25 protein-coding genes (1 of these 25 cut by a window edge) are annotated in these 22,860 nt (G+C 69.4%); 12 read left to right on the top strand and 13 right to left on the bottom strand.

Annotated elements, in window-relative coordinates:
- Positions 1-459: 459 nt before the first annotated feature.
- The gene (locus tag TFU_RS16245) at positions 460-906 is read right to left on the bottom strand and encodes a hypothetical protein (RefSeq protein WP_159055917.1); all 447 of its coding nucleotides are present in this window, start codon (positions 904-906) and stop codon (positions 460-462) included.
- A 195-nt stretch (positions 907-1,101) separates the two neighbouring features.
- Between TFU_RS16245 and TFU_RS15435 the strand changes: the two genes are divergently transcribed.
- The 6 genes from TFU_RS15435 to rplI all read left to right on the top strand — a co-directional run bounded on the left by TFU_RS15435 (position 1,102) and on the right by rplI (position 6,441).
- The gene (locus TFU_RS15435; RefSeq protein ID WP_016187948.1) at positions 1,102-3,294 is read left to right on the top strand and encodes a transglycosylase domain-containing protein; all 2,193 of its coding nucleotides are present in this window, start codon (positions 1,102-1,104) and stop codon (positions 3,292-3,294) included.
- Positions 3,291-4,661, top strand: a complete 1,371-nt coding sequence (locus TFU_RS15430; RefSeq protein WP_011293513.1) for a glycosyltransferase family 87 protein — start codon at positions 3,291-3,293, stop codon at positions 4,659-4,661. Before TFU_RS15435 ends, TFU_RS15430 begins: the two co-directional genes overlap by 4 nt.
- A gap of 120 nt (positions 4,662-4,781) precedes the next feature.
- A complete protein-coding gene (gene rpsF, locus TFU_RS15425; protein ID WP_011293512.1) occupies positions 4,782-5,072 on the top strand; it encodes a 30S ribosomal protein S6 in 291 nt (96 codons plus the stop codon).
- Between the two features lie 49 nt (positions 5,073-5,121).
- The gene (locus TFU_RS15420; RefSeq protein ID WP_011293511.1) at positions 5,122-5,670 is read left to right on the top strand and encodes a single-stranded DNA-binding protein; all 549 of its coding nucleotides are present in this window, start codon (positions 5,122-5,124) and stop codon (positions 5,668-5,670) included.
- Positions 5,671-5,731: 61 nt separating this feature from the next.
- Entirely contained in the window at positions 5,732-5,968 is a 237-nt protein-coding gene (gene rpsR / locus TFU_RS15415) for a 30S ribosomal protein S18 (protein WP_011293510.1), read from the top strand.
- Between the two features lie 26 nt (positions 5,969-5,994).
- Positions 5,995-6,441 carry a 50S ribosomal protein L9 gene (rplI, locus tag TFU_RS15410; protein WP_011293509.1) on the top strand — a complete coding sequence of 149 codons (447 nt, stop codon included), beginning with the start codon at positions 5,995-5,997 and terminating at the stop codon, positions 6,439-6,441.
- 156 nt (positions 6,442-6,597) lie between these two features.
- Here the strand turns inward: rplI and TFU_RS15405 are convergent, their stop codons facing one another.
- Genes TFU_RS15405 through TFU_RS15395 form a run of 3 tightly spaced genes read right to left on the bottom strand, consistent with a single transcriptional unit; the run spans position 6,598 to position 10,298 of the window.
- Entirely contained in the window at positions 6,598-7,953 is a 1,356-nt protein-coding gene (locus TFU_RS15405) for an MATE family efflux transporter (protein WP_011293508.1), read from the bottom strand.
- A 60-nt stretch (positions 7,954-8,013) separates the two neighbouring features.
- Positions 8,014-9,576 carry an FAD-dependent oxidoreductase gene (locus tag TFU_RS15400; protein ID WP_011293507.1) on the bottom strand — a complete coding sequence of 521 codons (1,563 nt, stop codon included), beginning with the start codon at positions 9,574-9,576 and terminating at the stop codon, positions 8,014-8,016.
- Positions 9,573-10,298 (bottom strand): class I SAM-dependent methyltransferase, encoded by a 726-nt coding sequence (locus tag TFU_RS15395; protein ID WP_011293506.1) that lies wholly within the window; start codon positions 10,296-10,298, stop codon positions 9,573-9,575. Before TFU_RS15395 ends, TFU_RS15400 begins: the two co-directional genes overlap by 4 nt.
- Positions 10,299-10,387: 89 nt before the next feature.
- Between TFU_RS15395 and TFU_RS15390 the strand changes: the two genes are divergently transcribed.
- A complete protein-coding gene (locus TFU_RS15390; protein ID WP_011293505.1) occupies positions 10,388-11,569 on the top strand; it encodes a lycopene cyclase family protein in 1,182 nt (393 codons plus the stop codon).
- A 115-nt stretch (positions 11,570-11,684) separates the two neighbouring features.
- Positions 11,685-11,903 (top strand): hypothetical protein, encoded by a 219-nt coding sequence (locus tag TFU_RS15385; protein WP_011293504.1) that lies wholly within the window; start codon positions 11,685-11,687, stop codon positions 11,901-11,903.
- A gap of 58 nt (positions 11,904-11,961) precedes the next feature.
- On the opposite strand, the gene TFU_RS15380 is transcribed toward TFU_RS15385, so the two are convergent.
- The 5 genes from TFU_RS15380 to TFU_RS15360 form a co-directional block, all read right to left on the bottom strand.
- On the bottom strand, positions 11,962-12,543 hold the full coding sequence (locus TFU_RS15380; protein ID WP_011293503.1) for a DUF4352 domain-containing protein: 582 nt from the start codon (positions 12,541-12,543) through the stop codon (positions 11,962-11,964).
- Positions 12,544-12,781: 238 nt separating this feature from the next.
- A complete protein-coding gene (locus TFU_RS15375) occupies positions 12,782-14,161 on the bottom strand; it encodes an MBL fold metallo-hydrolase (protein ID WP_011293502.1) in 1,380 nt (459 codons plus the stop codon).
- A 45-nt stretch (positions 14,162-14,206) separates the two neighbouring features.
- Entirely contained in the window at positions 14,207-14,992 is a 786-nt protein-coding gene (locus TFU_RS15370; protein WP_011293501.1) for a sulfite exporter TauE/SafE family protein, read from the bottom strand.
- Between the two features lie 2 nt (positions 14,993-14,994).
- Positions 14,995-15,591 carry a rhodanese-like domain-containing protein gene (locus TFU_RS15365; RefSeq protein WP_011293500.1) on the bottom strand — a complete coding sequence of 199 codons (597 nt, stop codon included), beginning with the start codon at positions 15,589-15,591 and terminating at the stop codon, positions 14,995-14,997.
- A 312-nt stretch (positions 15,592-15,903) separates the two neighbouring features.
- Positions 15,904-16,179, bottom strand: coding sequence for a metal-sensitive transcriptional regulator (locus TFU_RS15360; RefSeq protein WP_011293499.1), 276 nt, complete (start codon positions 16,177-16,179; stop codon positions 15,904-15,906).
- A 108-nt stretch (positions 16,180-16,287) separates the two neighbouring features.
- Between TFU_RS15360 and TFU_RS15355 the strand changes: the two genes are divergently transcribed.
- The gene (locus tag TFU_RS15355) at positions 16,288-16,866 is read left to right on the top strand and encodes a hypothetical protein (protein ID WP_011293498.1); all 579 of its coding nucleotides are present in this window, start codon (positions 16,288-16,290) and stop codon (positions 16,864-16,866) included.
- A gap of 158 nt (positions 16,867-17,024) precedes the next feature.
- Here TFU_RS15355 and TFU_RS16395 read toward each other — a convergent pair whose 3' ends face one another.
- A complete protein-coding gene (locus TFU_RS16395) occupies positions 17,025-17,213 on the bottom strand; it encodes a zf-HC2 domain-containing protein (protein ID WP_227481019.1) in 189 nt (62 codons plus the stop codon).
- Between TFU_RS16395 and TFU_RS15350 the strand changes: the two genes are divergently transcribed.
- The 3 genes from TFU_RS15350 to TFU_RS15340 are packed head-to-tail and all read left to right on the top strand — an operon-like array spanning position 17,127 to position 19,802.
- Entirely contained in the window at positions 17,127-17,897 is a 771-nt protein-coding gene (locus TFU_RS15350; protein ID WP_370492244.1) for an SCO family protein, read from the top strand. The two genes, TFU_RS16395 and TFU_RS15350, sit on opposite strands and share 87 nt — an antisense overlap.
- Positions 17,898-17,933: 36 nt before the next feature.
- A complete protein-coding gene (locus TFU_RS15345; protein ID WP_011293496.1) occupies positions 17,934-18,491 on the top strand; it encodes a copper chaperone PCu(A)C in 558 nt (185 codons plus the stop codon).
- An 18-nt stretch (positions 18,492-18,509) separates the two neighbouring features.
- A complete protein-coding gene (locus TFU_RS15340) occupies positions 18,510-19,802 on the top strand; it encodes a Dyp-type peroxidase (RefSeq protein WP_011293495.1) in 1,293 nt (430 codons plus the stop codon).
- Positions 19,803-19,866: 64 nt separating this feature from the next.
- Here the strand turns inward: TFU_RS15340 and TFU_RS15335 are convergent, their stop codons facing one another.
- The 3 genes in view from TFU_RS15335 to crtI are tightly spaced (at most 2 nt apart) and all read right to left on the bottom strand, a layout consistent with a single transcriptional unit that may run on beyond the window.
- Positions 19,867-20,871, bottom strand: a complete 1,005-nt coding sequence (locus TFU_RS15335) for a DUF5914 domain-containing protein (protein WP_011293494.1) — start codon at positions 20,869-20,871, stop codon at positions 19,867-19,869.
- 2 nt (positions 20,872-20,873) lie between these two features.
- Positions 20,874-21,914 (bottom strand): phytoene/squalene synthase family protein, encoded by a 1,041-nt coding sequence (locus TFU_RS15330; RefSeq protein WP_016187944.1) that lies wholly within the window; start codon positions 21,912-21,914, stop codon positions 20,874-20,876.
- Positions 21,863-22,860 carry the 3' portion of a phytoene desaturase family protein gene (crtI, locus tag TFU_RS15325; RefSeq protein ID WP_011293492.1) on the bottom strand. The gene runs 523 nt beyond the window's last position, so only the last 998 of its 1,521 coding nucleotides appear in the window; the start codon falls outside the window, past its right edge — the gene reads right to left on this strand; the stop codon is at positions 21,863-21,865. The genes TFU_RS15330 and crtI overlap by 52 nt, the downstream gene beginning before the upstream one ends.

Raw genomic sequence — 22,860 nt, 5'->3', positions numbered from 1 at the left:
TGCGCGTCCCCGGTGTGGCCAGGTACTCTCAGCCGTGGGTTGTGCTATAGGGCGTTACCGTCCTAACGTAACTTTCGCCCCGATAGGACCATCGCATGCCGTTTGCCGTGGTATCGGTGTTCGCTATGCGTCGGTGGTGCGGCTGGTCCACCGTTCACTGGCAACGCGTGAACGGCCGTAGCAGGGAAAGACCACGTGGTCGTCACGGGCCCCACCCGTGGTGTCATCCACGTGCAGCCGATACAGAGAGGTTCGGGGTTCGGGACGTTCCGAGGTCTTCCCCCGATCAGCCAGTGACGAGGAGGTCAGGCAGCAACCGGTTCAATTCCGCCTCACGAGCGCCTTCGGTCACGCGCCGATCCCCCAGGCGACACCGAGAGCGGGAGAAACGGAACGAGGCTTTCCCGCATGGTCCGGGGCTGCACTGCCTCTCCCAGAAGTCGACAGGCCGGTCGGCCTTCAATAGACGAACGAGGACGCGTGAGTACCGAAAGACGACGGAGTGCTGGCGGTCGCCGCCGGGCCGATGGCCCGATGGGTGAACCGCGCGGCGACGGCGGTAGGCGTAGCCGCGACGGCTACGCCGCGGACGAGCGCGCCGCGGCGGGTCGCCGTAGGCCGCGGGAGGACGACGGTTTCTGGGCTGACGAGCCCGGGCGCCGTGCCCGCGGGTCGCTGGGCGACTATGAAGATCGGCCGCGCCGCTCTCGGAGCAGAGAGGACTTCGGTGATCGTCCACGTCGTTCCCGTGACCCACGGGACGACTACTTCGACGAGTCCCCGCGCCGCACTCGGGCGCCGCGAGGCGAGGACGAGTACCGTCCGCGGCGGCGGGCCGCTGATGAGACGGCCGTGCTCGGCAGTGGCGGGGCACCGGGTCGCCGGAGGAGCCGAGATTCCGGCCATCCCGAGGACGGGCGTCCAGCGCGTCGCCGACGTGCCGAGGATGAAGGATACAGCGGACGTCGTCGGGCAAGCGCGGCCCACTCGGGGAGTGGCGGCGGACGGCGCCGCCGGTCCTGGGAGGACGAGGACGAGTACGACGAGAGAGGGCCCGTCCGGCGCTTCTTCGCCAAAGCGTGGAAGCCCACGCTCATCACCATGGCGGTGCTGTTCGTCCTCGGGGTCGCGGGGATCGGCATCGCCTACGCCATGGCCCCCTCCCATGAAGACCTTGAGGCCAAAGCCGACGTCAAGCTCGCAGCGAACGTCGTCTACTTCGAGGACGGCAAGACCGAGGCCACCAGGTTCGGGGAAGTCGACCGGGTGCCGGTCGGTATCGAGCAGGTGCCGCAGACCGTGATCGACGGTGTCCTCGCGGCCGAGCACCGCACCTTCTACGAGGACAACGCGATCAACCTGATGGGTCTGCTCCGCGGTCTCGTCTTCGGCGGTACGCAAGGTGGTGGTTCGACCATCACCCAGCAGATGGCCCGGAACTACTACGACTCGCTGACCACCAACGAGTCGTCCACGATCGACCGGTACGTCCGTAAGTTCAACGAGATCCTCATCGCGTTCAAGGTCGAGCAGAGCCTGACGAAGGACGAGATCCTCGAGCAGTACCTCAACACCATTTACTTCGGGCGCGGCATCGGGGTGCAGGCAGCCGCCCAGGGGTACTTCGGCAAGGACGTCAGTGAACTCGACGCCGCTGAGGGTGCGTTCATCGGCACGGTGATCCAGCAGCCGGGCAACTTCGGCACTGCGGTCCCCGACTCCGAGATGTACGAGATCCTCAAGGAGCGGTGGCAGTACACGGTGAACGGCCTCGTCGAGATGCACGAGGAGAACCCCGAGCGCGGTCTTAGCCGCGAAGAGGCCGACAAACTGGAGTTCCCCGACCCGCTGCCGCTCGAAGCCGACGACTCGTACGCGGGCTACCGCGGCTACATCCAGGAGGCGGTCCGCAGCGAGCTGGAGTCCCGCTACGGGCTGACCCCGGAGCAGATTGCGCGCGGCGGCTACCAGGTGACCACTTCGCTCAACGAGAAGTGGATGCAGTACGCCGAGGAAGTCGTCGAGGAGCAGAAAGAACGGACGCTGAACAACACCGGCCAGGAGATCCCGGAGGAGACCCAGTTCGGTATCGCCATGGTCGATACCTCCACCGGTGAGATCAAGGCGTTCTACGGCGGTCCGGACCCCACCCAGTACGCCAACCAGTCTCTGGTGCAGCGGCAGCAAGCCGGCTCCGCGTTCAAGCCGTACGTGCTGGCCACTGCGTTGGAGCAGGGCATCAGCCTGCGGAGCATCTACGACGGCGACAGCCCGAAGGAGTTCCCGGGCCTGGCCCAGCCGGTCAGGAACGACGGCAACCGCAGCTACGGTCCGGTCGACTTGATCCAGTCCACCCGGGACTCGATCAACACCAGCTACGTGCAGTTGGCGATCGAGGTCGGCCCGCAGGCGGTGATCGAGACCGCGCTGGCCGCGGGAATCCCGGAGAAGCAGTTGGAAACGGCCGAGATCGGTCCCAACATCGCGCTGGGCACCATGTCGGTCGCCGCGGTCGACCAGGCGGCCGGGTTCGCGACTTTCGCCAACGGCGGTTACCACATGCCGCAGCACTTGATCGCTAAGGTGGTGGACACCGAGACCGGCGAGGAGCTGCAGCCGAAGGACGCCGACATTCTGGAGTCCGGTGGCACCCGGGCGTTCAGCGCAGAGACGGCGGCCGACGCTACTTACGCGATGCAACAGGTCATCACCGACAACCACAACGCCAAGCTGGACGACGGCCGTCCCATGGCCGGCAAGACCGGTACCTCCAACAACGCCGTGTCCGCGTGGTTTGTGGGCTTTGTGCCGCAGTACTCCACTGCGGTGGGACTGCATCGCACCGACGGCGAACCGCTCGTGCTGCCTGGTGAGGCCAGCATCTACGGTGGTCAAATGCCAGCCCGGTTGTGGAAGGCGTTCATGACCAAGGTGCTGGAGGACGTGCCTCCCGAAGAGTTCCCCCAGCCGGTGTTCGGCGGCGAGGTGCGCAACCACGCACCGACTCCGAGCCCGGATCCTTCGCCTTCGCAGGAGCCGGAGGAGACCGAGGAGCCGACCACCGAGCCGAGCATGCCGCTTCCCTCGTTCACTCCGCCGGGTCGGGGCGACGAGCCGAACTGCGACATCCAGTGGTGGCTGCCGGAGTGCCGCCAGGATGACGAGCCGCCCGGCGACGGGGAGCCGACTTCTCCGCCTGACGAGCCGGGCCAGCCGGGCACCGGGCCTGGCCCCGGCGGTATCGGCGGTCCGGGGTGGAACAGTAACCAGATCGCTTACCGGGGCCGGGAGTGACCTCGTCACCGCACCGGTCTGAGGAGACTGGACTGCAGGGCGCCGACAGCGGGACTGTCGGCGCCCCTGCCGTGTCCGCGCCCCGTCCCGCCGACTGGGTCTGGCTTGTCGTTCTCGGGGTCGGCGGGGCGCTGCTCGGCTACCTCGGCAAGGCCCGCTGCCGGTTCGGTGGGGCGTGGCTGGACGGCACCCAGTACCCGGCGCTGTGCTACACCGACGTCTTCCCGCTCTACTACCGGGACGAGCTCGACACCGGGGCCATCCCCTACCTGGACATCCCGGTGGAGTACCCGGTGCTCACCGGCGGCCTGATGTACGTGCTGTCCCGGGCCGTGTCCTGGCTGCCCGACTCTTTGACCCGCGGATACGGCTACTTCGACGCCACCGCCCTCGTGATGGGCGTGTGCCTGGTGGCCACGGTGGTCTGTGTCGGATGGCTGGTGGGGCGCGGCGGGGTTACGGCGACCCGGCGCGTCTTCCACTCGCGGGCTGCGCTGCGCGCTGGAGCGTTCGTCGCCCTGGTCCCGGCCGCGGTGCTGACTTTCGCGATCAACTGGGACCTGCTCGCTGTGGCGCTCGCCGCCGGCGGACTCGTCTGCTATGCGAAGGACCGGCTGTGGGCGGCCGGGGCGCTAATCGGTCTCGCCGTGGCCGCGAAGTTCTACCCGTTCTTGTTCTTCGGCCCGCTCTTCGTGCTGATGGTTCGCGACCTGGTTCGGGAGCGGGCAGGCCGGGAGGCGGTTGCCCGGTTCGCCGTCCCGCTGGGGGGCGCGCTGCTGGCGTGGGCGGCGGTCAACCTGCCCGTCTACCTGGCCAGTCCTGAAGGGTGGAGCACTTTTTTCACGTTCAGCCAAGAGCGGGGGGCCGACTGGGGGTCGGTCTACTACGTGCTCGGCATGCTGGAGCTCTTCCCTTCCGGTGACCGGGAGATGGTCAATCTGGTGGGCACCACGGCACTGCTGGTCTGCTGCGTGGGGATTGCCGCGCTCACCTGGTTCGCGCCGCGCCGTCCCCCGGTAGAACAGTTGATCTTCCTGGTGGTGGCGGCTTTCCTGCTGACCAACAAGGTGTGGTCGCCGCAGTTCGTGCTGTGGCTGCTGCCGTTGGCTGTGCTCGCCTGGCCCCGCCGCCGCGGTCTGCAGCCGTTCGCGGTGGTGCTGTTCGTGCTCTGGCAGCTCGCCGAGGTCGGCTACATCGTGGGGGTCTGGCACTACCTGTGGGCCCACCAGAACCCGATGATGGGGGTGGGGATCGAGTTCGAGACCTACGCGGTAGCCGTGTTCGGCCGGATGCTTTCCCTGCTTGCCGTGGGTGTACTCGTCGTTGTGGATTCTGTGACGAGCCGGTCCGCTGTCCTTGACAACTGATAGCCTTGAACTCTGTTCGGCTAGGGGAGCCCTCGCGAGCACGGTTCGCGCGCAGGCTCTTGCCCTCCTGCCATGGAAAGACCATGGCCGCAACAGTCCAAAGGAGAGGTACGTACGCCTATGCGTCGTTACGAAGTGATGATCATTCTGGACCCGACCCTTGACGAGCGCACGGTGGCCCCGTCACTGGAGCAGTTCCTTTCGGTCGTGCGCAACGAGGGCGGCTCCGTGGAGAAGGTCGACGTGTGGGGTAAGCGTCGGCTCGCCTACGACATCGGCAAGAACTCCGAGGGCATTTACGCCGTCATCGACCTCACCGCGAAGCCCAGCACGGTCCACGAGCTCGACCGCCAGCTCAACCTGACCGAGGCTGTGCTGCGTACCAAGGTTCTGCGCCCCGAGATTCACTGAGTCTCGTCGGCCGCACAAACTCTCCCGTCTAGGAATCCGGAGCCCAGCAATGGCAGGCGAAACCCAGATCACGATCGTCGGCAACCTGGTCGATGACCCTGAGTTGCGCTTCACCCCGAGCGGGGCCGCGGTCGCGAACTTCCGCGTAGCCTCCACACCGCGCGTCTTTGACCGCCAGACGGGAGAGTGGCGAGATGGCGAGTCCCTCTTCCTCAACTGCTCAGTCTGGCGGCAGTACGCGGAGAACGTGGCCGAAAGCCTCCAGCGCGGTATGCGTGTCATCGTGCAGGGACGGCTCAAGCAGCGTTCGTACGAGACCAAAGAAGGCGAGCGGCGTACCGTCTTCGAGGTCGAGGTTGAAGAAGTGGGTCCCGCACTGCGGCACGCCACCGCCAAGGTGACGAAGACACAGCGTCAAGGCGGAGGTTACGGCGGCGGCTACGGCGGACCCCCGTCGGGCGGCGGCTACGGCGGCCAGGGGGGCGGTTACGGCGGCAACCAGGGTGCCCCGTCCGGTCCTCCAGTGGACGACCCGTGGGCCACCGGCGGCGGAGGGTTCGGTGGCGGTGGAGGCTACTCCGACGAACCGCCGTTCTAAAACATTCCTGTCCCAGCGACCATCCCCGCACCAGCGGGGCTCTTGATCAAGGAGCACCACGATGGCGAAGCCACCAGTCCGCAAACCCAAGAAGAAGGTTTGCGTGTTCTGCCAGGAGAAGATGACCTACGTCGACTACAAGGACACGACTCTCCTGCGCAAGTTCATTTCCGACCGCGGTAAGATCCGCGCCCGCCGCGTCACCGGCAACTGCACGCAGCACCAGCGCGACGTCGCCAAGGCCGTGAAGAACGCCCGCGAAATGGCGCTGCTGCCCTACACGAGCAGCGCCCGCTGACCGAGACCGGACGAGGAGGTACGAACGTGAAGCTCATCCTGACTCACGAAGTCGACGGTCTCGGTTCTCCGGGTGACGTTGTCGAGGTGAAGGACGGCTACGGCCGCAACTACCTGCTGCCGCGCGGGTTCGCCATCAAGTGGACGCGGGGCGCGCAGAAGCAGATCGACTCGATCCGCCGCGCCCGCGCCGCTCGGGAGATCCGCAGCCTGGACGAGGCCAAGCAGATTGCTGAGCAGCTCGGTTCGCTCAAGGTGCGCCTGAACCAGCGCGCCGGCGACAACGGCCGCCTGTTCGGTTCGGTGACCAGCACGGACGTGGCCGAGGCGGTCAAGGCGGCGGGCGGCCCCGAGGTCGACAAGCGTCGGATCCAGATCCGCAACCCGATCAAGTCGGTGGGCGACTACACGGTGGAGATCCGGCTCCACCCCGAGGTGAACGTCTCCCTGCCGATCGAGGTTGTCGGCGTCTGAGTTCCGCGATCCGAGTCGTTGCCAGGCCCCGGTGCTGGTGCATCGGGGCCTTCTGCTGTGCGGACCCGCCCCGGGCAGGGCCGCGCCCGGCAGTAGATCCAGCGCAGGCTGTGCGGCCGGGGTACGGCGCACGCCGGGCCGGTGCCTGATCGCCGGTTACCGCGGGGATCCGGCCCCGGTGACGAGCCACGCGGTCCCGGAAGCCCGGACGCCCAGGAACACTCCGCGTGCCGCGATCCACACTCCGAAGGCCGACCACAGCAGGACAAGGCCGGTGACGGATCCGGGGACGGCGAAGAGGGGGACCAGGGCAGCGCAGGGCAGGAAGATCAGCATGGTCCACAGGCTCGCCCAGGCCAGGTAGCGCTGGTCTCCAGCGCCCATCAGGATCCCGTCGAGGACCATCACGACCCCGCTCAGCGGCTGCAGCAGCGCGACGACGATCAGCGCGGCGAGGATGAGGTCGCGCACGTGCGGGTCGTCGGTGAACGGGATCCACGCCCAGGGGCGTACCGCGAGGACGAGCACGGTGAAGACGGCGCCGATCATGATCCCCCACTCCACCATTCGGCGGGTGACTTCGCGGGCGCCGGGCACGTCCGAGGCCCCCAGGTAGCGGCCGACAATCGACTGGCCTGCGATGGCGATCGCGTCCAGCGCGAAAACCAGCAGCGACCAGAGTTGGAACACCACTTGGTGGGCGGCGATCTCCGGGTCGCCGAGACGGGCCGCGATCGCGGTGGTGACGACAAGGACTGCGCGAAGCGACACGGTGCGGATGAACAGCGCGAACCCGGAGGCTGCCGCGTCACGCAGCCCGGACCGGGTGGGCGCGAACGAGACACCGTGGCGTTGCGCGGCGCGGACCAGCACCACCAGGTAGATGGCTGCACCGCCGCTCTGCGCGACGACCGTGGCCCACGCGGATCCGGCGATCCCCCAGCCCAGGCCCCACACGAACAGCATGCTCAGCACGATGTTGGCGAGGTTTGCGCTGACCGTCACGAACAGGGGGATGCGGGCGTTCTGCAGGCCGCGCAGCACCCCGGTGCCCGCCATGATGATCAGCAGGCCGGGCAGGCTGAGCAGGCTGATCCGCAGGTAGGTGAGTGCATACGGGGCGACGGTCGGGGAGGCGCCCAAAGCGTCGATGAGGAGGGGGGACAGCGGCCAGCCCAGGGTGATGGCGGTGGCGGCGATGAGGACGGCCAGCCATACTCCGTCGATGCCGTGGCGTAGTCCGAGGGCGATCTGCCCGGCGCCGAACCGGCGGGAGACCGCAGCCGTGGTGCCGTAGGCGAGGAAGATGCACAGGTTGGCGAAGGTCAACAGGATTTGGCTGGCCACGCCCAGGCCGCCGAGTGCCGCGGTGCCGAGACTGCCGACCACCGCGGAGTCGGTGAGGAGGAACAGCGGCTCGGAGACGAGCGCGAAGAACGTGGGAATGGCGAGCCGGAAGATTTCGGTGTCCCGAGGATGCCGGAACGGCGCCGTAGTGCTCAGACGTGCCATTGCGTGGCCACGTTACCTTGTTGCCGCATGCGGGGTGACCAGTGGGGTGGAGGTAGCGGTTCACCCGAGGGCCGACAAGGGCTGTGTCCGCGGTAGCGGGGGCAGCAGGTGCCGGGCGAGGGGGATCCGCCCCTGGTTGGGGACGCTCCACACCACATGGCCGGGCAAGCCCCACAGGCTCAGCAGGGTGTTGGCGGCGAGCAGGCCGCTGGTTGCGGCGCGTTCCATGAGCGCGACGGGAAGGTCGACGCGGACGTGGTCTCCGGCGACGACGAGGAACGGATCGGGGGTGGTGACGGTGAGCCGTCGGGTGAAGTCGCCGGGGGGAAAGAGCGGGCAGTCGGCGCGGAGTTCGGAGCGTTCGTCGACGATGCGCGCCGTCGCGGTCTCCGGGTAGACCTGGTGGAGTTGGGCGACGAGCCGGTCGCGCTCCACGGAGAGCACAGCATCGTCGGGGAGCGCGTAGGCGTGGAGTTCGACGACGGAGCCGCCGGTGCGGGCCGCCCACGCGGCCGCTTGGTCTTCGTAGCGTTCCAGCACGCTGATGTTGTCGAGCGTGGGGTAGCCGCTGGTGCCGAGGAACGCGGGCCGGTCGGCGCGGACGGGCTGGTCGAGCCAGAGTCGGCACACGAGGAAGGGCGGGGCACTGGGCCGTTCGGCGACTTGGGAGCGCCAGGCAGGGCTGCCGAGCCGGGGGGATGCGGCGACGAGGGCGCGCAGTCCGGGCAGGTCGGTGGCGAGTACCACGGCGTCGTATTCAGCGGTCCCGGTCAGCGTGGCCACAGAGTAGCGGCGGGTGTGCCCCGGTTCGATCCGGGTGACCGGGGTGCTGGTGAGGATGGCGGCGCCGTGGGAGCGCAGGTAGTCGGCGAGCGGCTGCCACAGGGCGCGGGGGAAGGGGGCCCGCGGCACGTCGAAGAGCAGTCCTTCGCCGGAGCCGAGGAAGTAGATGTGGAACATGGTGAGCAGTTCGGCCGCGGACAGGGCGCGCGGGTCGGCGAAGAAGCTGCGGGAGAACACTTCGAGCGCCAGGTGGCGGGCGGTGTCGGGGAACCGCAGCCGGTCGAGGAAGTCCAGCGCGTCGACGTGGTCGAATTGCTGGTAGACGTCGGGGACGCGGACGTCGAGGAGGGCGAGGGCCGCGACCAGGTTGACGCGGGCGAGGTCGCGCCAGTGGAAGCTGGGGCTGCGGGCGACGAAGGTGAACGCGTTCCATGGCGGCGTGGTGGGCAGGCCCGCGAACCCGTCGAGGGCTCCGTTGGCGTGGACGAGCGGATAGTCGGGCAGGGGGACGAACCCGGAGAGTCCGGGGTCGGCGCGGCGCAGCAGGGCGCGCAGGTTGTAGTACTGGCGGAAGAACGCGTGGAAGCCGCGGCTCATGGTGACGGTGGAGCCGTCGGTGAGCACCGTGTCCCACCCGGAGAGGCGGCCGCCTAGCTGCGGGTCGCGTTCCAGCACGGTGACGGCTATACCGCGTTCCGCGAGCGCTGTGGCTGCGGCCAGGCCGGCGATGCCGCCGCCGATGACGGCGACGCGGGCGGGTTGTGCTGGTGGGGATCCGACGGGGCGCGGCGGGAGGTGGCGTTGGATGCGCGGGTCGCGGCCGGGAGGCTGCGGGATCATGCGGTCTCCTCTTCGTAGGCGCGGCGGGCGAGGAAGGTGTGGGTGATCCCGGTCTGCCAGCCGGGCAGCGGGAGGACGCGGATGTCGCGCAGGCCTGCGGTGCGCATGCGTGCGGTGAGTTGGCGTACGCCGTCGAATTCCACGACGCCGCGCCACAGGTAGCGGTACAGGTCGGCGCGGCCGGACAGGGCCCAGCCCAGCGGGATGATCACGGACCAGCAGACCGCGGTCCACACGGCGGTGGCGAGGGGCGAGTCGGCGACGGAGTACTCGTGGAGGGCGAGGCGCCCGCCGGGGCGGAGCAGGTCGTGGATGACGGCGAGCGTCCGGTCGGGGTCGGGGCAGTTGCGCAGCAGGTAGGCGGCGAAGACCGCGTCGAACGGTCCGATGCCGGCGAGGGTTTCGGCTCGGGCGTGGTGGAACTGCACGTTGTCGGGCCAGGTTTTGCGGCGGGCTACGGCGAGCATGCCGACAGAGGCGTCAACGGCGAGGATGTCGGCGTGCGGGGCGACGTGGAGGAGCGCGGCGGTGGACGCGCCGGTCCCGCAGCCGAGGTCGAGGATCCGCAGTCCGGCCCCCTTGCGGGGAAGCCGCAGCCGGGCGGCAGAGCGGCGCAGGTGGGCGTGGTAGCCGGGGTTGGCGGCGACGAGGCGGTCGTAGACGGCAGCGGAGCGGTCGAATTCTGCGGTGACCCAGTGCTGTTTCTTGGCCTCGACGGACAACGGCAGTCCCTCTCCCCGGAATAGCGCTTTAAGTAATGGAAAAACTACCCTGCGTTATTCCATGGTGTGGTGCTGTCGGGAGGGGTGTCGTGGAACGAGTGGACGTGGCGATCGTGGGGGCGGGTGCGGCCGGGCTTTCGCTCGCCCACCGGTTGGACCGGGTGCTGCCGCACCGGTCCGTGGTCCTGGTGGAGACCCCGGAGGCGGCGCTCCGGTCTCCCGAACGCACCTGGTGTTTCTGGGAGGAGGAGACCGGGGAGTGGGATGCGGCTGTCTGCCATAGGTGGCACGCGTTGGCCGTGCAGGGGCCGGACGGGACCACGTGGCGGTCCCGCATCCACCCGCTGGTGTACAAGATGATCCGCTCCCGGGACTTCGAAGCCCTGGTGCGGGGCAGTCTGCAGCGGGTCCGTACCCTCCACTGGACGGTCACGGACATTGTCGACGGCCCCGGGGAGGCTGTGCTGCGGCTGCGCGGCGCTGACGGCGCGCAGCGGGAGCTTGCCGCGGGCCTGGTGTTCGATTCCCGGCCGTTGGTGGGCTTACCGGCGGAAGGGGTGACGCTGCTGCAGCATTTCCGGGGCTGGTTCGTCCGCACTGACCGGCCCCGTTTCGATTCTTCCGCGGCGGTGCTGATGGACTTGCGGGTGCCGCAACCGGAGCGGGGGGTCGCTTTCGGCTACCTTCTGCCGTTTGATGCGCGTACCGCGCTCGTGGAGTACACCGAGTTCACGCGGGAGGTGTGCTCGGACGCGGCGTATGACGCAGCGCTGCGCGACTACACCGAGAACCTTCTCCATTTGGGGGTGTTCACGGTCACCGGTGTGGAGCAGGGGGTGATCCCGATGACGAGCGCCCACCTGCCCGAGCGGGTGGGGCACCGCGTGTTCCGGATCGGGACTGCGGGAGGGGCCACCCGTCCTGCCACGGGCTACACCTTTGCCGGGGTGCAGCGGCAGACGCGGCGGATTGCGGCGGCGCTTGTGGCGGGTCGGTTTCCGGTCGGCTATTCGGCGTACCCGGCTCGCCACCGGTTTTTCGACGCGGTGCTGCTCCGCGGCCTCGACGAGGGGGTGGTCGACGGCGCGGAGTTCTTCGCCACCCTGTTCCGGAGCAATCCGCTGCCGCGCCTGCTGCGGTTCCTTGACGGGTCGAGCCGCCCGTGGGAGGAGTTGGCGATCGGTTTGGGCACCCCGGTCGCGGACATGTCCACGGCCTTGTGGCGGCAGGTGCGCGCTGGCCGCCGGGTCGCGAGCAGTCTTCCCAGGTGACGTGTCTTCCCGGACCGGGATGCCGTGCTGTGGCGACTCTGTGTCGCAGTCTGGTGTCTCATAGTGGCCTCTATCGGCCAAACAGAAACCTACCTTCCGGTATTAAGGTGGTTCCATGGTGGCGATGATCCTTCCTCCGCAGGAGGATACGACCCCCAGCACTGTGCACACCGTGGACGAACCGTGGGCGGAGGCGGCGGGCGAGCCGACCCTCGGCAGCGAAGGGCTGGCTACGTCAGTCCCGTTCGCGGACACCGTCATGACCAGCCCAGACGACGAAGAAGAAGAGGACGACGGCGGTCCGGAGTGGCTCTGGCCCCCACACCGGATCTAGAACTCGTGTGCGCGGCACGGTCGCCCTGCGGCCGTGCCGTTCCGCAGTCCACACCCCGTCACGGACGGGCTTCCAGGTTGGCGAACACCGCCCCGTAGTCGAGCGTGAGCACGATCTCGTAGAGCCGCGTGTCCGGCGGCGCAGCGAACACGACCGCGGTGTCGGCGGCGTCCCCCGGGCCCAGCAGCAGCGGCTCCGTGGCAGCGGCGACCACCTGCTCGGCTTCCGGGTCGTTGGGGAAGGTTTCCCCCGCCACACTGGCCGCGGTCGCCGCAGAAGGGGCAAAACTCGAAGGCTCGGTGCCGCGGTTGACGACGCGGAGGGTGAACACGTGGTAGGTCATCCCTGCGGGCGCACGCACCTGCTCCCCCGCGCCGCTGGTGAGGATGCCGTCCCCGTCCACGTGCACGCCGGTGACCTGCAACCGCCAGTCCCCCGCAGTGGCGGTCACCCCGCGGAAGTCATCCGGCTCAGGGGTCTTCTCGAAGCGGGGAAGGAACGGGGTGCGCGGGGCTCCGGACACCGACCGGAGGGGAGCCGGGGCCTGCTCAGGAAGAACGTGAACGCCAACGACGAGGAGCGCCCCGAGGACGAGGACAGCGCCGCCTCCCGCAGCAACGGTCCACACGGTTTTCTCCATGGGAAGTCCTCCATCGCGGACTTGTCCTGCTTCCCCGCTTCGAACCCGGTAAAGACCGGCTGCGGCAAAAAAGCAGCAAACCCCGGAGACAGCGGTGGGACGCCGTCTCCGGGGAGGCCGCCCGGGCACGGCAGGCAGACCGGTGAAGCAGCCGTGCCCGGACAGCGCGGTGCAGCGTGGGGCTCGTCGGCGGCGGACCGCCGGAAGCCGGGCGCGGCACCGCTGAGCGGCCGCCGGACTAGACCGTCTGCTGCAGTGCTTCGAACGCCGTGTAGCCGCCGAGCAGGTCGGAGACGTCCGTCAGCCCTTCGGCGCGGAGCAGGCTGGCCGCGACACTGGAGCGGTAGCCGCTGGCGCAGTACACCACGACTGGGCGGTCCTTCGGCACCTCGTCGAGCCGTTTGGGCAGCTCCGCAAGCGGGATGTGCAGAGAGTCGGGGATCGCGCCCTGGTCACGTTCGCCCTGGTTGCGCACGTCCAGCACCACGGGCGGCTCCGCGTCCCGCAGCCGCTCGGTGAGCGCCACCGCGGTCAGGCGCGATGAGCTCTGCATCTCGTCGGGGATGGTGACGAAGACGTTCTCCGGTTCCGGCAGGTAGCCGCGGGCCGTGTCGAAACCGACCCGGGCCAGCCGGACCAGGGTCTCCTCTTCCTGGCCTTCGGGAGCGACGACCAGCAGCGGGGTGCCCGGCTTCAGCACGCTTCCCGCGGTCTCCGCGAACCGGCCGTTCACGGGGATGTTGAGCGCGCCGCGCAGATGGCCGGTCGCGTACTCCTGCGGGTCCCGGGAGTCCACGACCACTGCCCCGGCAGCCCGCTGCGCCAGGAAGTCGTCAGCGGAGAGGGCGACGACGAGTGTGTCGATGTCCAGCACTTCGCGCTGCTTGCGGTTGAGGACCGCGTCGTAGGCGAAGTAGGAGGGAGCGGACGGCTGGCCCGCGGTGACCAGGGAGACGAAGGTCTCCTCGTCCATGGGACGGCACGCGTAGTTGGTGCGCCGCTGCTCACCGATCGTGGACCAGCGCTCGGTGGACAGGTTCTTGCCGCAGGCCGAACCCGCGCCGTGCGCGGGGAAGACCCGCACGTCGTCGTGGAGCCCCATGAGCTTGTGCTGCACCGAGTCGTACAGCATCCGGCCGAGTTCTTCTGCGGTGTAGCCGAGCGAGGCGAGCAGGTCGGGGCGGCCCACGTCGCCGATGAAGAGCGCATCCCCGGTGAGGACCCCGTAGGGGACCGGGTCGTCGGCGTGCTCGTAGACGAGGATGCTGATGGATTCAGGGGTGTGCCCCGGGGTCTCCATGATCTCCAGGACGACGTCGCCGAGGACGATCCGCTCCCCGTCAGCCAGTTTCCGGATGGGGTATTCAGCTTCGGCGCGGCTGCCGTAGCCGATCCATGCCCCGGTGCGTTCCGCCAGTTCCAGGTGGCCGGCGATGAAGTCGGCGTGGAAGTGGGTGTTGATGACCCCTTCGATGGTCAGCCCTTTCTCTTCGGCGTCCGCCAGGTATTCGGTGACGTCGCGCCGCGGGTCGACCACGATGGCCTTCCCCGTGGTTTCGTCAGCGACCATGTAGGACGCGTGGGAGAGGCAGTCCAGGTAGTACTGCGTGAACAGCATGGGCGATTCCTTTCCAGTTGTCGCGGGAGAGCGAGAGAGCTGCGGTTACCAGAGCAGTTCGGGAGCGGTCAGGGATGTTGCGGCGACTCCTGCGGCGACGGCGAGGACGAGGGCGGCGAATCCGCGCCGCAGCGCAGCTGCGGGCAGGCGCGGGGCCAGGGTTCCAGCAGCGAGCGAGGTCGCCATGGCGCTTGCTGCGAAGACTCCGACAGTGGCGACGTCGAGGCCGGTGGGCGTGAGACTGTGGGCGGCGAGTCCGGACACCGAGTTGAGGACGATGACGGCCAGCGAGGTGGCCACCGCCTCGGATTCGGCGAGGCCGAGGCCGAGGCTGAGTGCCGGGACGATGACGAATCCACCGCCGACCCCGAAGAGGCCGGTGAGGAATCCGACGAGAGCGCCCGCCAGCGTCGCCCAGGGCAGGCAGGCGCGCCAGTCCACGGTTCCGGACGCGCCCCGGCAGGCCCCCACCGCAGGGGTGGACTGCCGCAGCATGCGCACGGCCACCACAACCATGAGCGCCGCGAACGCGAGCATCAGCCAGTGGTTGGGCAGGAGCCTGCCTACCGCGCTGCCTCCGAAGGCGGCGGGCAGTCCTGCCAGTCCGAAGACCAGGGCGACCCGCCAGCGGACGAGCCCGGCGCGGATCCGGGTGAGCAGGCCGGTGGCCGACGAGGCGCCGACCACGACCAGGGAGGCTGGGATCGCGGCGGTCAGCGGGAGGCCCACCCCGTAGACCAGGGCAGGCACCGCCAGAATGGACCCGCCTCCGCCGAGGAGTCCGAGAAGCAGCCCGATGAGGGCGCCGAACAGTCCTGCCGCAACAACCACGGTCAGCCTCGTTGCGCGGGAGTGGTGCCGGTGAGCGCGGCCAGCATGGTCGGGGCGTCGCACCGGTCGGTGCGGTTGTAGGGCAGCAGTGCCAGCAGTCGCGCCATCAGGCAGGTGTCGGTGATCGCTGCGAAGGTCAGGCCCGCGCCGATGGCTGCGGCGACCCATTTGAGGGGGTCAAACACGGCGCTGGCGGTGACGAAGACAAGGACGATCAGTCCGGCGACGAGCCGCACTTGGCGTTCCATCGCCCAGCGTCCCCCCGAGCCCCGCTTCAGGGGCGCGCCGGTGCGTTCCCATTCGCTGATGCCGCCTTGGAGGACGCTGACTTGCCGCAGGCCGCTTTCCGCCATGAGTTTGCTGGCCTGGTCGGCGCGCATTCCGGACCGGCATACGAGCACGACCGGGTCGTCGTGGTTGGCGGTGAGTTCGCGCTGGTGCTCGCGGAGCAGGTCGAGCGGCACGTTGTAGGAGCCGGGGATGTGCATTCCGGCGAATTCGCCGGGGGTGCGGACGTCGATGATCCGCACTCGAGGGTTGCGCTCCTGGAGTTCCCGGACCTCTTCTGGGGTCAACGAGACAGGAAGCGAGGTGTCCATTGCAGCCTCTTCTCTTCCTCAGATACGGGCGGGGGTATGTGGAGGGCAAAAAGGGGTGGCGAATCAGCGGGAAGCCGCGGCGCACACCCGCGCTAAGCCAGTCGGCCGGGTCCCGCGGCGGCTGCTGTGCCAGGGGCGCGGGTGGCCCGCCGGTCCGGAAACGGCTGTGCCCGCTCCGGTGGTGCGGCCGGGCCGGTAAGCCCATCCCCACCTCGGCTTTTCCGCACAATCCTCAACACCCCCGGGGGTATACGACAGGCACAAATAAGGGTGACAGGCGGAGCATCGCGCGTGCCAAGGGACGCTCGGGGCTCAGGCCAGTGAGAGAAACAGCTTCTCCCACTCCTCTTCGCTCATCGGCGGCTCTTCCCCGCGCTCCCGCATGGTCTGACAGTGCCGCAGACCACTGGCAACGAGCTTGAACCCGGCCCGGTCGAGCGCGCGCGAGACCGCGGCGAGTTGGGTCAGCACGGCAACGCAGTCCTCGCCCGACTCGATCATCGCGATGACTCCGCCGAGCTGCCCATGCGCACGACGCAGTCTGGTCAGGGCATCGCCCACCAGTTCGGGTTTCATCTCCACTGTCATCACCTCTTCGCCACTCACCATACCCCCACCCGTATCGAAAACGCTAGTCGCCCCTTTACCCCACCCCGAAACAGCCCTGCTCAGAACCGGTGCGACGATAGAAGTGCTGTGCACGGAAGGTCACTCACCACACTGGTCCGCGCCGGGATCTTCGCCGCGGTCTCCGTTGGCGTGTCCGCCAACGGACACGCTGTCCACTCCGGCCACGACGTCCCGCTCACCGGAACCCTGCTCGGCGGCGCGCTGATGCTCGCCATCGGTTGGGCCCTCGCCAAGCGGGAACGCGGCGGCGGCATCATCCTCGGGTGGATGCTGTGGGGACAGCTCGCCCTGCACCTCATCTTCGCGCTGACCGAGGGCGGGACCGGTGCCCACGCCACCCACGCGGCGGCACGTGTGGGGGAAGAGACCGCATCCGATCCCACCCTCGGCATGCTGGCAGCCCACCTCGGCGCAGCACTGGTCTGCGCCCTGTGGCTACGCCGCGGCGAGGCCGCAGCATTCCGGCTTGCCCGCCAACTGCGCACCCTGCTCGCGGGCATGTTCCAGATCGGGGCCGCACCACCGGCCGTGCCATGCCCGCCCTGGGCGGGACAGCACCGGGACAACGGGGCCGTCCCCGCTCCCCGCACGGTGCCGCAGTACGCGGTCAGCCGACGCGGACCACCCCGTCCTCGGCTCAGTTGAAGCCGTCAGCTCCACCAGCAAGGCCGACGCGCCAGCGCCGAGCCTGACCTCCGCGTGCCCCGCAAGGCACCACGCAGACTGACCCGAGGAGAACTACTGTGACCAAACACACCGGGGCGATCCGCGAGAACAGTCCGCTGCAGCGCCGACTCCCCGACCTAGTCGTCGTCCACACCACCGGCCAGCGTGGTCACGCCGACCAACCGCTGCAGCCCACGCGCGGCAGAAAGCCACACACCACACTCCGCGCACTCGCGAAGATGGGCGCGGACCTCTTCCGGGGAGTGATTCGGCTGCTCCCCGTCGATTTCGGCGGAAAGAGCGGTTCGACAGTCGATGCACCTCACAAGACCATCATCGCCCACAACGTCCGTCTTTCCCAGAAACCGGGATATAAGCGCGTCCGAAACTTAAGAGGACGCGGGGCAGCGGCGTGCGCGGCAGCGAGCATCCTCCTCCTCGCCGGATGCGGCCAGACCGGCAGCACGGGCAGCCCGAACACCAGCGAATTCGACTACTACCTCGACCTGGCCGAAACCCCGATGTCCGCCCCGCCCCACGAGTTCCGCACCGTCGACGGCGACCCGTGGGCCTTCACCGACGTCGCAGCAGACCGGCTCACCCTGCTCTACTTCGGCTACACCAGCTGCCCTGACGTGTGCCCCACGACAATGGCCGACATCGCCGACGCGGTCACCCGCCTCGGCGCAGACGGGGAACAGGTCGACGTGGTCATGGTCAGCACCGACCCGGAGCGCGACACCCCCGAACAGATGCGTTCCTGGCTCTCCGGCTTCAACCCGGACTTCCAGGGAGTCATCGGCCCCATCGACGACGTGGTCCAAGCCGCCAAAGCCTACGGCATCCCCGTGGAACCCCCCGAAGAGACTGACGGTAACTACCTCGTCACCCACGGGGAGAGAGTCGCGGTCCTCCGCCCCGGCGGCGACGCCATCGGCTTCTTCGACCCCGGCACCTCCGGGGAACAGATGAGCGCCGTCCTCCCCGAGCTGATCGCAGCACAGCTCTAACCCACGTCCACGCCACGCGTCCGGAGTACTGCGTCCATGAACACGTCCACCACTACGCCACTGCTCGTGCTCGGCACAGCCCTCGCCCTCGTCACCCTGTCCGGCTGCGGCGGCCCGCCAGCCGACCAGCACACCGACAGCCGCGACCACCACGCGACCGCCTCAGCCCCCGACCCCAGCACACCCCCCAAGGGCAGCGCTGAAGCCGGCGACCTCGTTATCGAAGACGCCTGGCTGGCGGAACCCGCCAACCCGTCGATGACCGCCGGCTACCTCACCATCAGCAACACCGGCGACGAGGACATCACCCTCACCGAGGCGGCCACCTCGCTCTCCGACCGGACCGAACTGCACACGGTGGAGACCACGGAAAGCGGCGCCGCGCAGATGGTCCCGGTCGACGACATCCCCATCCCCGCCGGGGAAACCGTCGAACTCGCCTCCGGCGGACTCCACATCATGGTGCTGGACATAGCGGACCCGCCACAGGTCGGCGACACCGCCACCATCACCCTGACCTTCGACAACGGAGAAACCGTCCAGGTTGACGCCCCGGTGCTGGAACGCACCGGAAGCAGCGGCCACCACCATTGACGGAGGGGTGAGCAGGCCATGACCGAACCAGACACGGAGCGGAAAGGCTCCTCCCGCCGAGGATTCCTCGCGGGACTGGGCGCGGCAGCACTCACCGGCGCAGGCATCGGCATGGCGGCAGGAGAAGTCCTCCGCCCCCTGCTGCCCGACTCCGACCCGGCCGCCTCCCCGGAAGCCGAGCAGCGGCTGCGCATGGCAGCCCAACGGGCCGACGCCACCGCAGCGCCCCAACCCGGCATCTCCGGCCCAGCACCCGCGTTCGTTCACGTCATCGCGCTCGACCTGGCGGAAGAAGCCCGTAAGAACCCCGACACCGCCCGCGACAGCGCAGCCGCCGCGCTCCGGTCCTGGACCGAACTAGCGGCCCGCCTGCACGAGGAGAGTCCGCACGACATCGCCGAGGGGGCCGCCTCTGCAGGGCTGCTCCCCGCCTCCCTCATGGTCACCGTCGGCATCGGAGGCTCCCTGCTCTCCGCGATCGACGCGGAAGACCGCCGACCGGACGCGCTCGCCGACCTCCCCGAGTTCTCCACCGACGACCTGCACCCCCGCTGGTGCGGTGGAGACTTCATGCTCCAAGTCGGTGCGGAAGACCCCATGGTGCTCACCGCGGCCGTGGAAGAACTCGTCGCCGCGGCCGCGGATGCGACCGCGGTGCGCTGGTCTCTGCGCGGCTTCCGGCGGACCGCCGCAGCCGCGCGCGACCCCGACGCCACCCCCCGCAACCTCATGGGGCAGATCGACGGCACCGCCAACCCCGCCCAGGACCACCCGCTGTTCGACCGGACCATCACCGCACGGCCGGCCGACAACCCCGCGCACGCCTGGATGGACGGCGGCAGCTACCTGGTCGTGCGACGGATCCGCATGCTCTTGACCGAATGGCGGAAACTGGACGTGGCCGCCCGGGAGCGGGTGATCGGCCGCCGCCTCGACACGGGAGCACCCCTCGGCAGCCGCAACGAGACCGACCCCGTCGTGCTCTCGGCCCGCGACGAGGAAGGGGAACCCCTCATCCCCGAGAACGCACACGTGCGCCTCGCCAGCCCGGAGAACAACCTGGGTGCCCGCATGTTCCGCCGCGGCTACAGCTACGACCAGGGGTGGCGCGACGACGGCGTCCGCGACGCCGGACTGCTCTTCATGGCCTGGCAAGGCGACCCCGCCACCGGGTTCATCCCGGTGCAGCGCAGCCTCGCCGACCAGGGCGACGCCCTCAACCGCTACATCCGGCACGAAGGCAGCGCCCTCTTCGCCGTCCCCGCCGCCCGGGAAGGCCGCTACCTGGGACAGGACCTGATCGAAGGATGACACCGCCGGCCACGGCCCGTCCCCTCGGCGTGCGCCAGGGCGAGCCGTGGCCGGCCAGACCGGGTCAGGACGGCCACCGCCCCGCCGACCGCAGAGCGTAGCGGCGTTCAGCGTAGGCGAGATCGTCCCGCCACAGACGGCGCGCCGCAAACCGCATGAGCGGCCGCACCACAGGAGCCATCCGCCGCGCCACCCCGAACCCGGGCCGCGGCGACGTAGCCACCGTTGCCTCGATCACCGCGGTGCGCGGCACCCCGTTACGGTCCACGCCGAGCGGGGTGGCGTGGGTCTCCACCACACTCCCTGCCCCCTCCCCTTCGAGGATGCGCATGACGATCGTGCGCGGCTCCGGGCAACGGAATTCGGCGCGCACCGGCACCCCCCACCGGCCCGCGACCTTGAACGCTACGTCCACCACGAACCGGTCGTCCGCGTCGGCCACCCCTTCCTCGGGCGCCTCAACCACCCGCAGATCCACAAACGAGTACGGGTGGAACCAGGAGCCGTGCCACGGATCCAACCGGTTGGCGATCACATCCTCCGGCTCACACCGCCCCGCCATGCTCGCCACCGCGGCCAACGTGCGCCGTTCCGGCCGCTCCGGCACGATCGGGGCAGCCAGCGGCTCCTCGCCTCCGACCGCGTCCAACCGCACCCACACCAGCACCCCGTCATCGTGGACAGGGAATGGCGACCACCCGGGAAAGCCTTCCGGCCCCAGCGACAGGCCATGCCACCGGCACACCAGCCGATCCCCGCGGACCGCCCCACGGCACAGCGGCGCTCCCAAGTGGGGACAGGATCCGGGAGCGGCATGCACCACGTTGTCGCGGCTCCGCCACGCCACCACTTCAACCCCCGCCACCATCCGCCCGAACGGCTGCCCCGGACGGATCTCCGTGCTCGCCGCCAGCACGAACCAGTTCCCCGAAGGCCGGGCAAGCGCCCGCTTCAACGCCCCTTCAATCAGAGCGGGCCGTGCCCCCTGCCACGACGGCTCCTGCTGCTCCCACCGGGTCTTCGGCAGTCTGCGCAAGGGAAGCCGCCGCACCCCCATGGATTCAGACATCGTCAATTCCCCCCGTAACTCCGAGCGCCGCTCATCCGCGGCGCCACCCCACTGTTCGCCCGGCGTCCCGACACCGCCCGGCGCAGCATGGCCCGGGCGAAGGCGGGAACCGCTACCTGCACGCGCCGCCACTGCGGCACGGTGCACCGACCGCTCCACACGTCGAAGCCGGATGCTTCGATGACGTCGAGAATCCCCTGGTACAGGGTGAACGCAGTAGCGACGCAGGGACGCGACACCGGGTCGAGCATCGCGATGCCCGGGGCAGCCGTCCGGTAGATCTCCCGGTTCAACGCCACCAGGTGGGCGAGCGCGTCCCGCACCCGCGGATGCCCGCGCCGGTGAGCACGGCACCACAACAGCAGGTCCCGGTCCACCCCGTAGCGGGCCAGGATGTCCGCGGGCAGGTAGACCCGCCCCCGGTCCAGGTCTTCAGCCACATCCCGCAGGAAGTTGGTCAACTGGAACGCCTCGCCGAGCGCTGCCGCATGCGGGGCAGCCCGCGGCAGCGGGACCACGGTGCCGAGCACCGGCAGCACTTGGAGCCCGATCACCGCGGCCGAGCCGTACATGTAGCCGCGCAGGTCTTCGAAGCTCGCATAGTCGGTGGTGGACAGGTCCATCCGCATGGACCGCAGGAACGCCGTGAACAGTTCGGCGCCGATCTCGTACCGCCGCGCGGTGTCCGCCACAGCGCGCACCACCGGGTGGACGTCCTCTCCCCCCGCCAGGGCAGCGGTCAGCTCGGTGCCGACTTCGGACAGCAGGGCAGCCCGCGCCTCCACGGGGAGGGCGGTGCGTGGCGCGTCGATGACGTCGTCCACCCAGCGCGCGAAGCCGTAGAGGGCGTGGATCGCGGGCCTCCGCTGCGGGGGGAGGGTGAGCGTGGCCAGATAGTAGGTGCGCCCGTGGTGGGCGTGCAGCGTCCGGCAGTGCAGGTAGGCCGCGCACAGCTGGGGGTCGGTGATGCCCGCGGCCCGCAGTTCCCGCTTCACCGCCGTCTCCCCGAACCGGTGATCGTGGACCGCGTGGGCGAGGTGCACCCGGTGATCCGTGCCGCGGCGAGCTTCCCCGAGATGAGGACCGTCGGCAGGCCCACCCCCGGAGTGGTCCCGCATCCCGCCAAGACCGCGTTGGCGATCCCCGACACGAGGTTGCGCGGCCGGAACGGACCGGTCTGGAAGAGGGTGTGCGCGGTAGCGAACGGGGTGCCGAACGCGTGCCCCATGTGCGACCAGTCGTGCGGGGTGACGAGCCGTTCGACGCGCACAGACTCGGAGAATCCGGTGAGGCCGCGGTCCTCCAGGACTGCTCCGAGCTGCTCCCGGTAGCGAGGGCCGAAGGACACCCAGTCGATCCGCCCAGTGCGCAGATTCGGGCAGGGCGCGACCACGGAGAGCAGGTGCCGCCCAGGCGGGGCCAGGCTGCGGTCGGTCACGGTCGGCTGCGTCACCAGGAGCGAAGGGTCGCTCATCGGTTTCCCCAACCGGGTGATCTCGGTGAAAGTACGCCGCCACGCCGTGCCGAACAGGAGGGTGTGGTGGTCGAGCACCGGCCAGGTGCGGTCGGTGCCCGCGTGGAGGACGACCGCGGAGGGAGCGAACTGGAGGGGGACGATCCGCCACGGGGTCCGGCCGAGGAGACGGTAGGCCAAGGGCAGGTCCACGGTGACGACCACGGCGTCGCAGGGCACCCGTTCCCCGTCGGCAAGCACCACGGCACGCACTCGGTTGCCGCGCCGTTCCAGCCGGGTGACAGTCCTTCCGTAGTGCAGTTCCGCCCCGGCTTTGGTGGCTGCGGCGGCCAGGGCTTCTCCCAGGGAACGCATGCCGCCGCGCGGGAAGTAGACGCCGGCGACGGTGTCCATGTACGCGATGACCGCGTAAGCGGCGAGGGCGCGGTGCGGTGGTACCCCCGCGTACAGGGACTGGAACGAGAAGATGCGGCGCAGCCGCTCGTCGCGGACGAACCGGCCTACCGCCGCGGAGA

Origin of the sequence: Thermobifida fusca YX (assembly GCF_000012405.1) — a bacterium.
In the GTDB taxonomy this organism is placed as follows: domain Bacteria; phylum Actinomycetota; class Actinomycetes; order Streptosporangiales; family Streptosporangiaceae; genus Thermobifida; species Thermobifida fusca.
The sequence above is the reverse complement of the archived record's forward strand: the minus strand, read 5'-3'. Positions and strand labels throughout refer to the sequence as shown.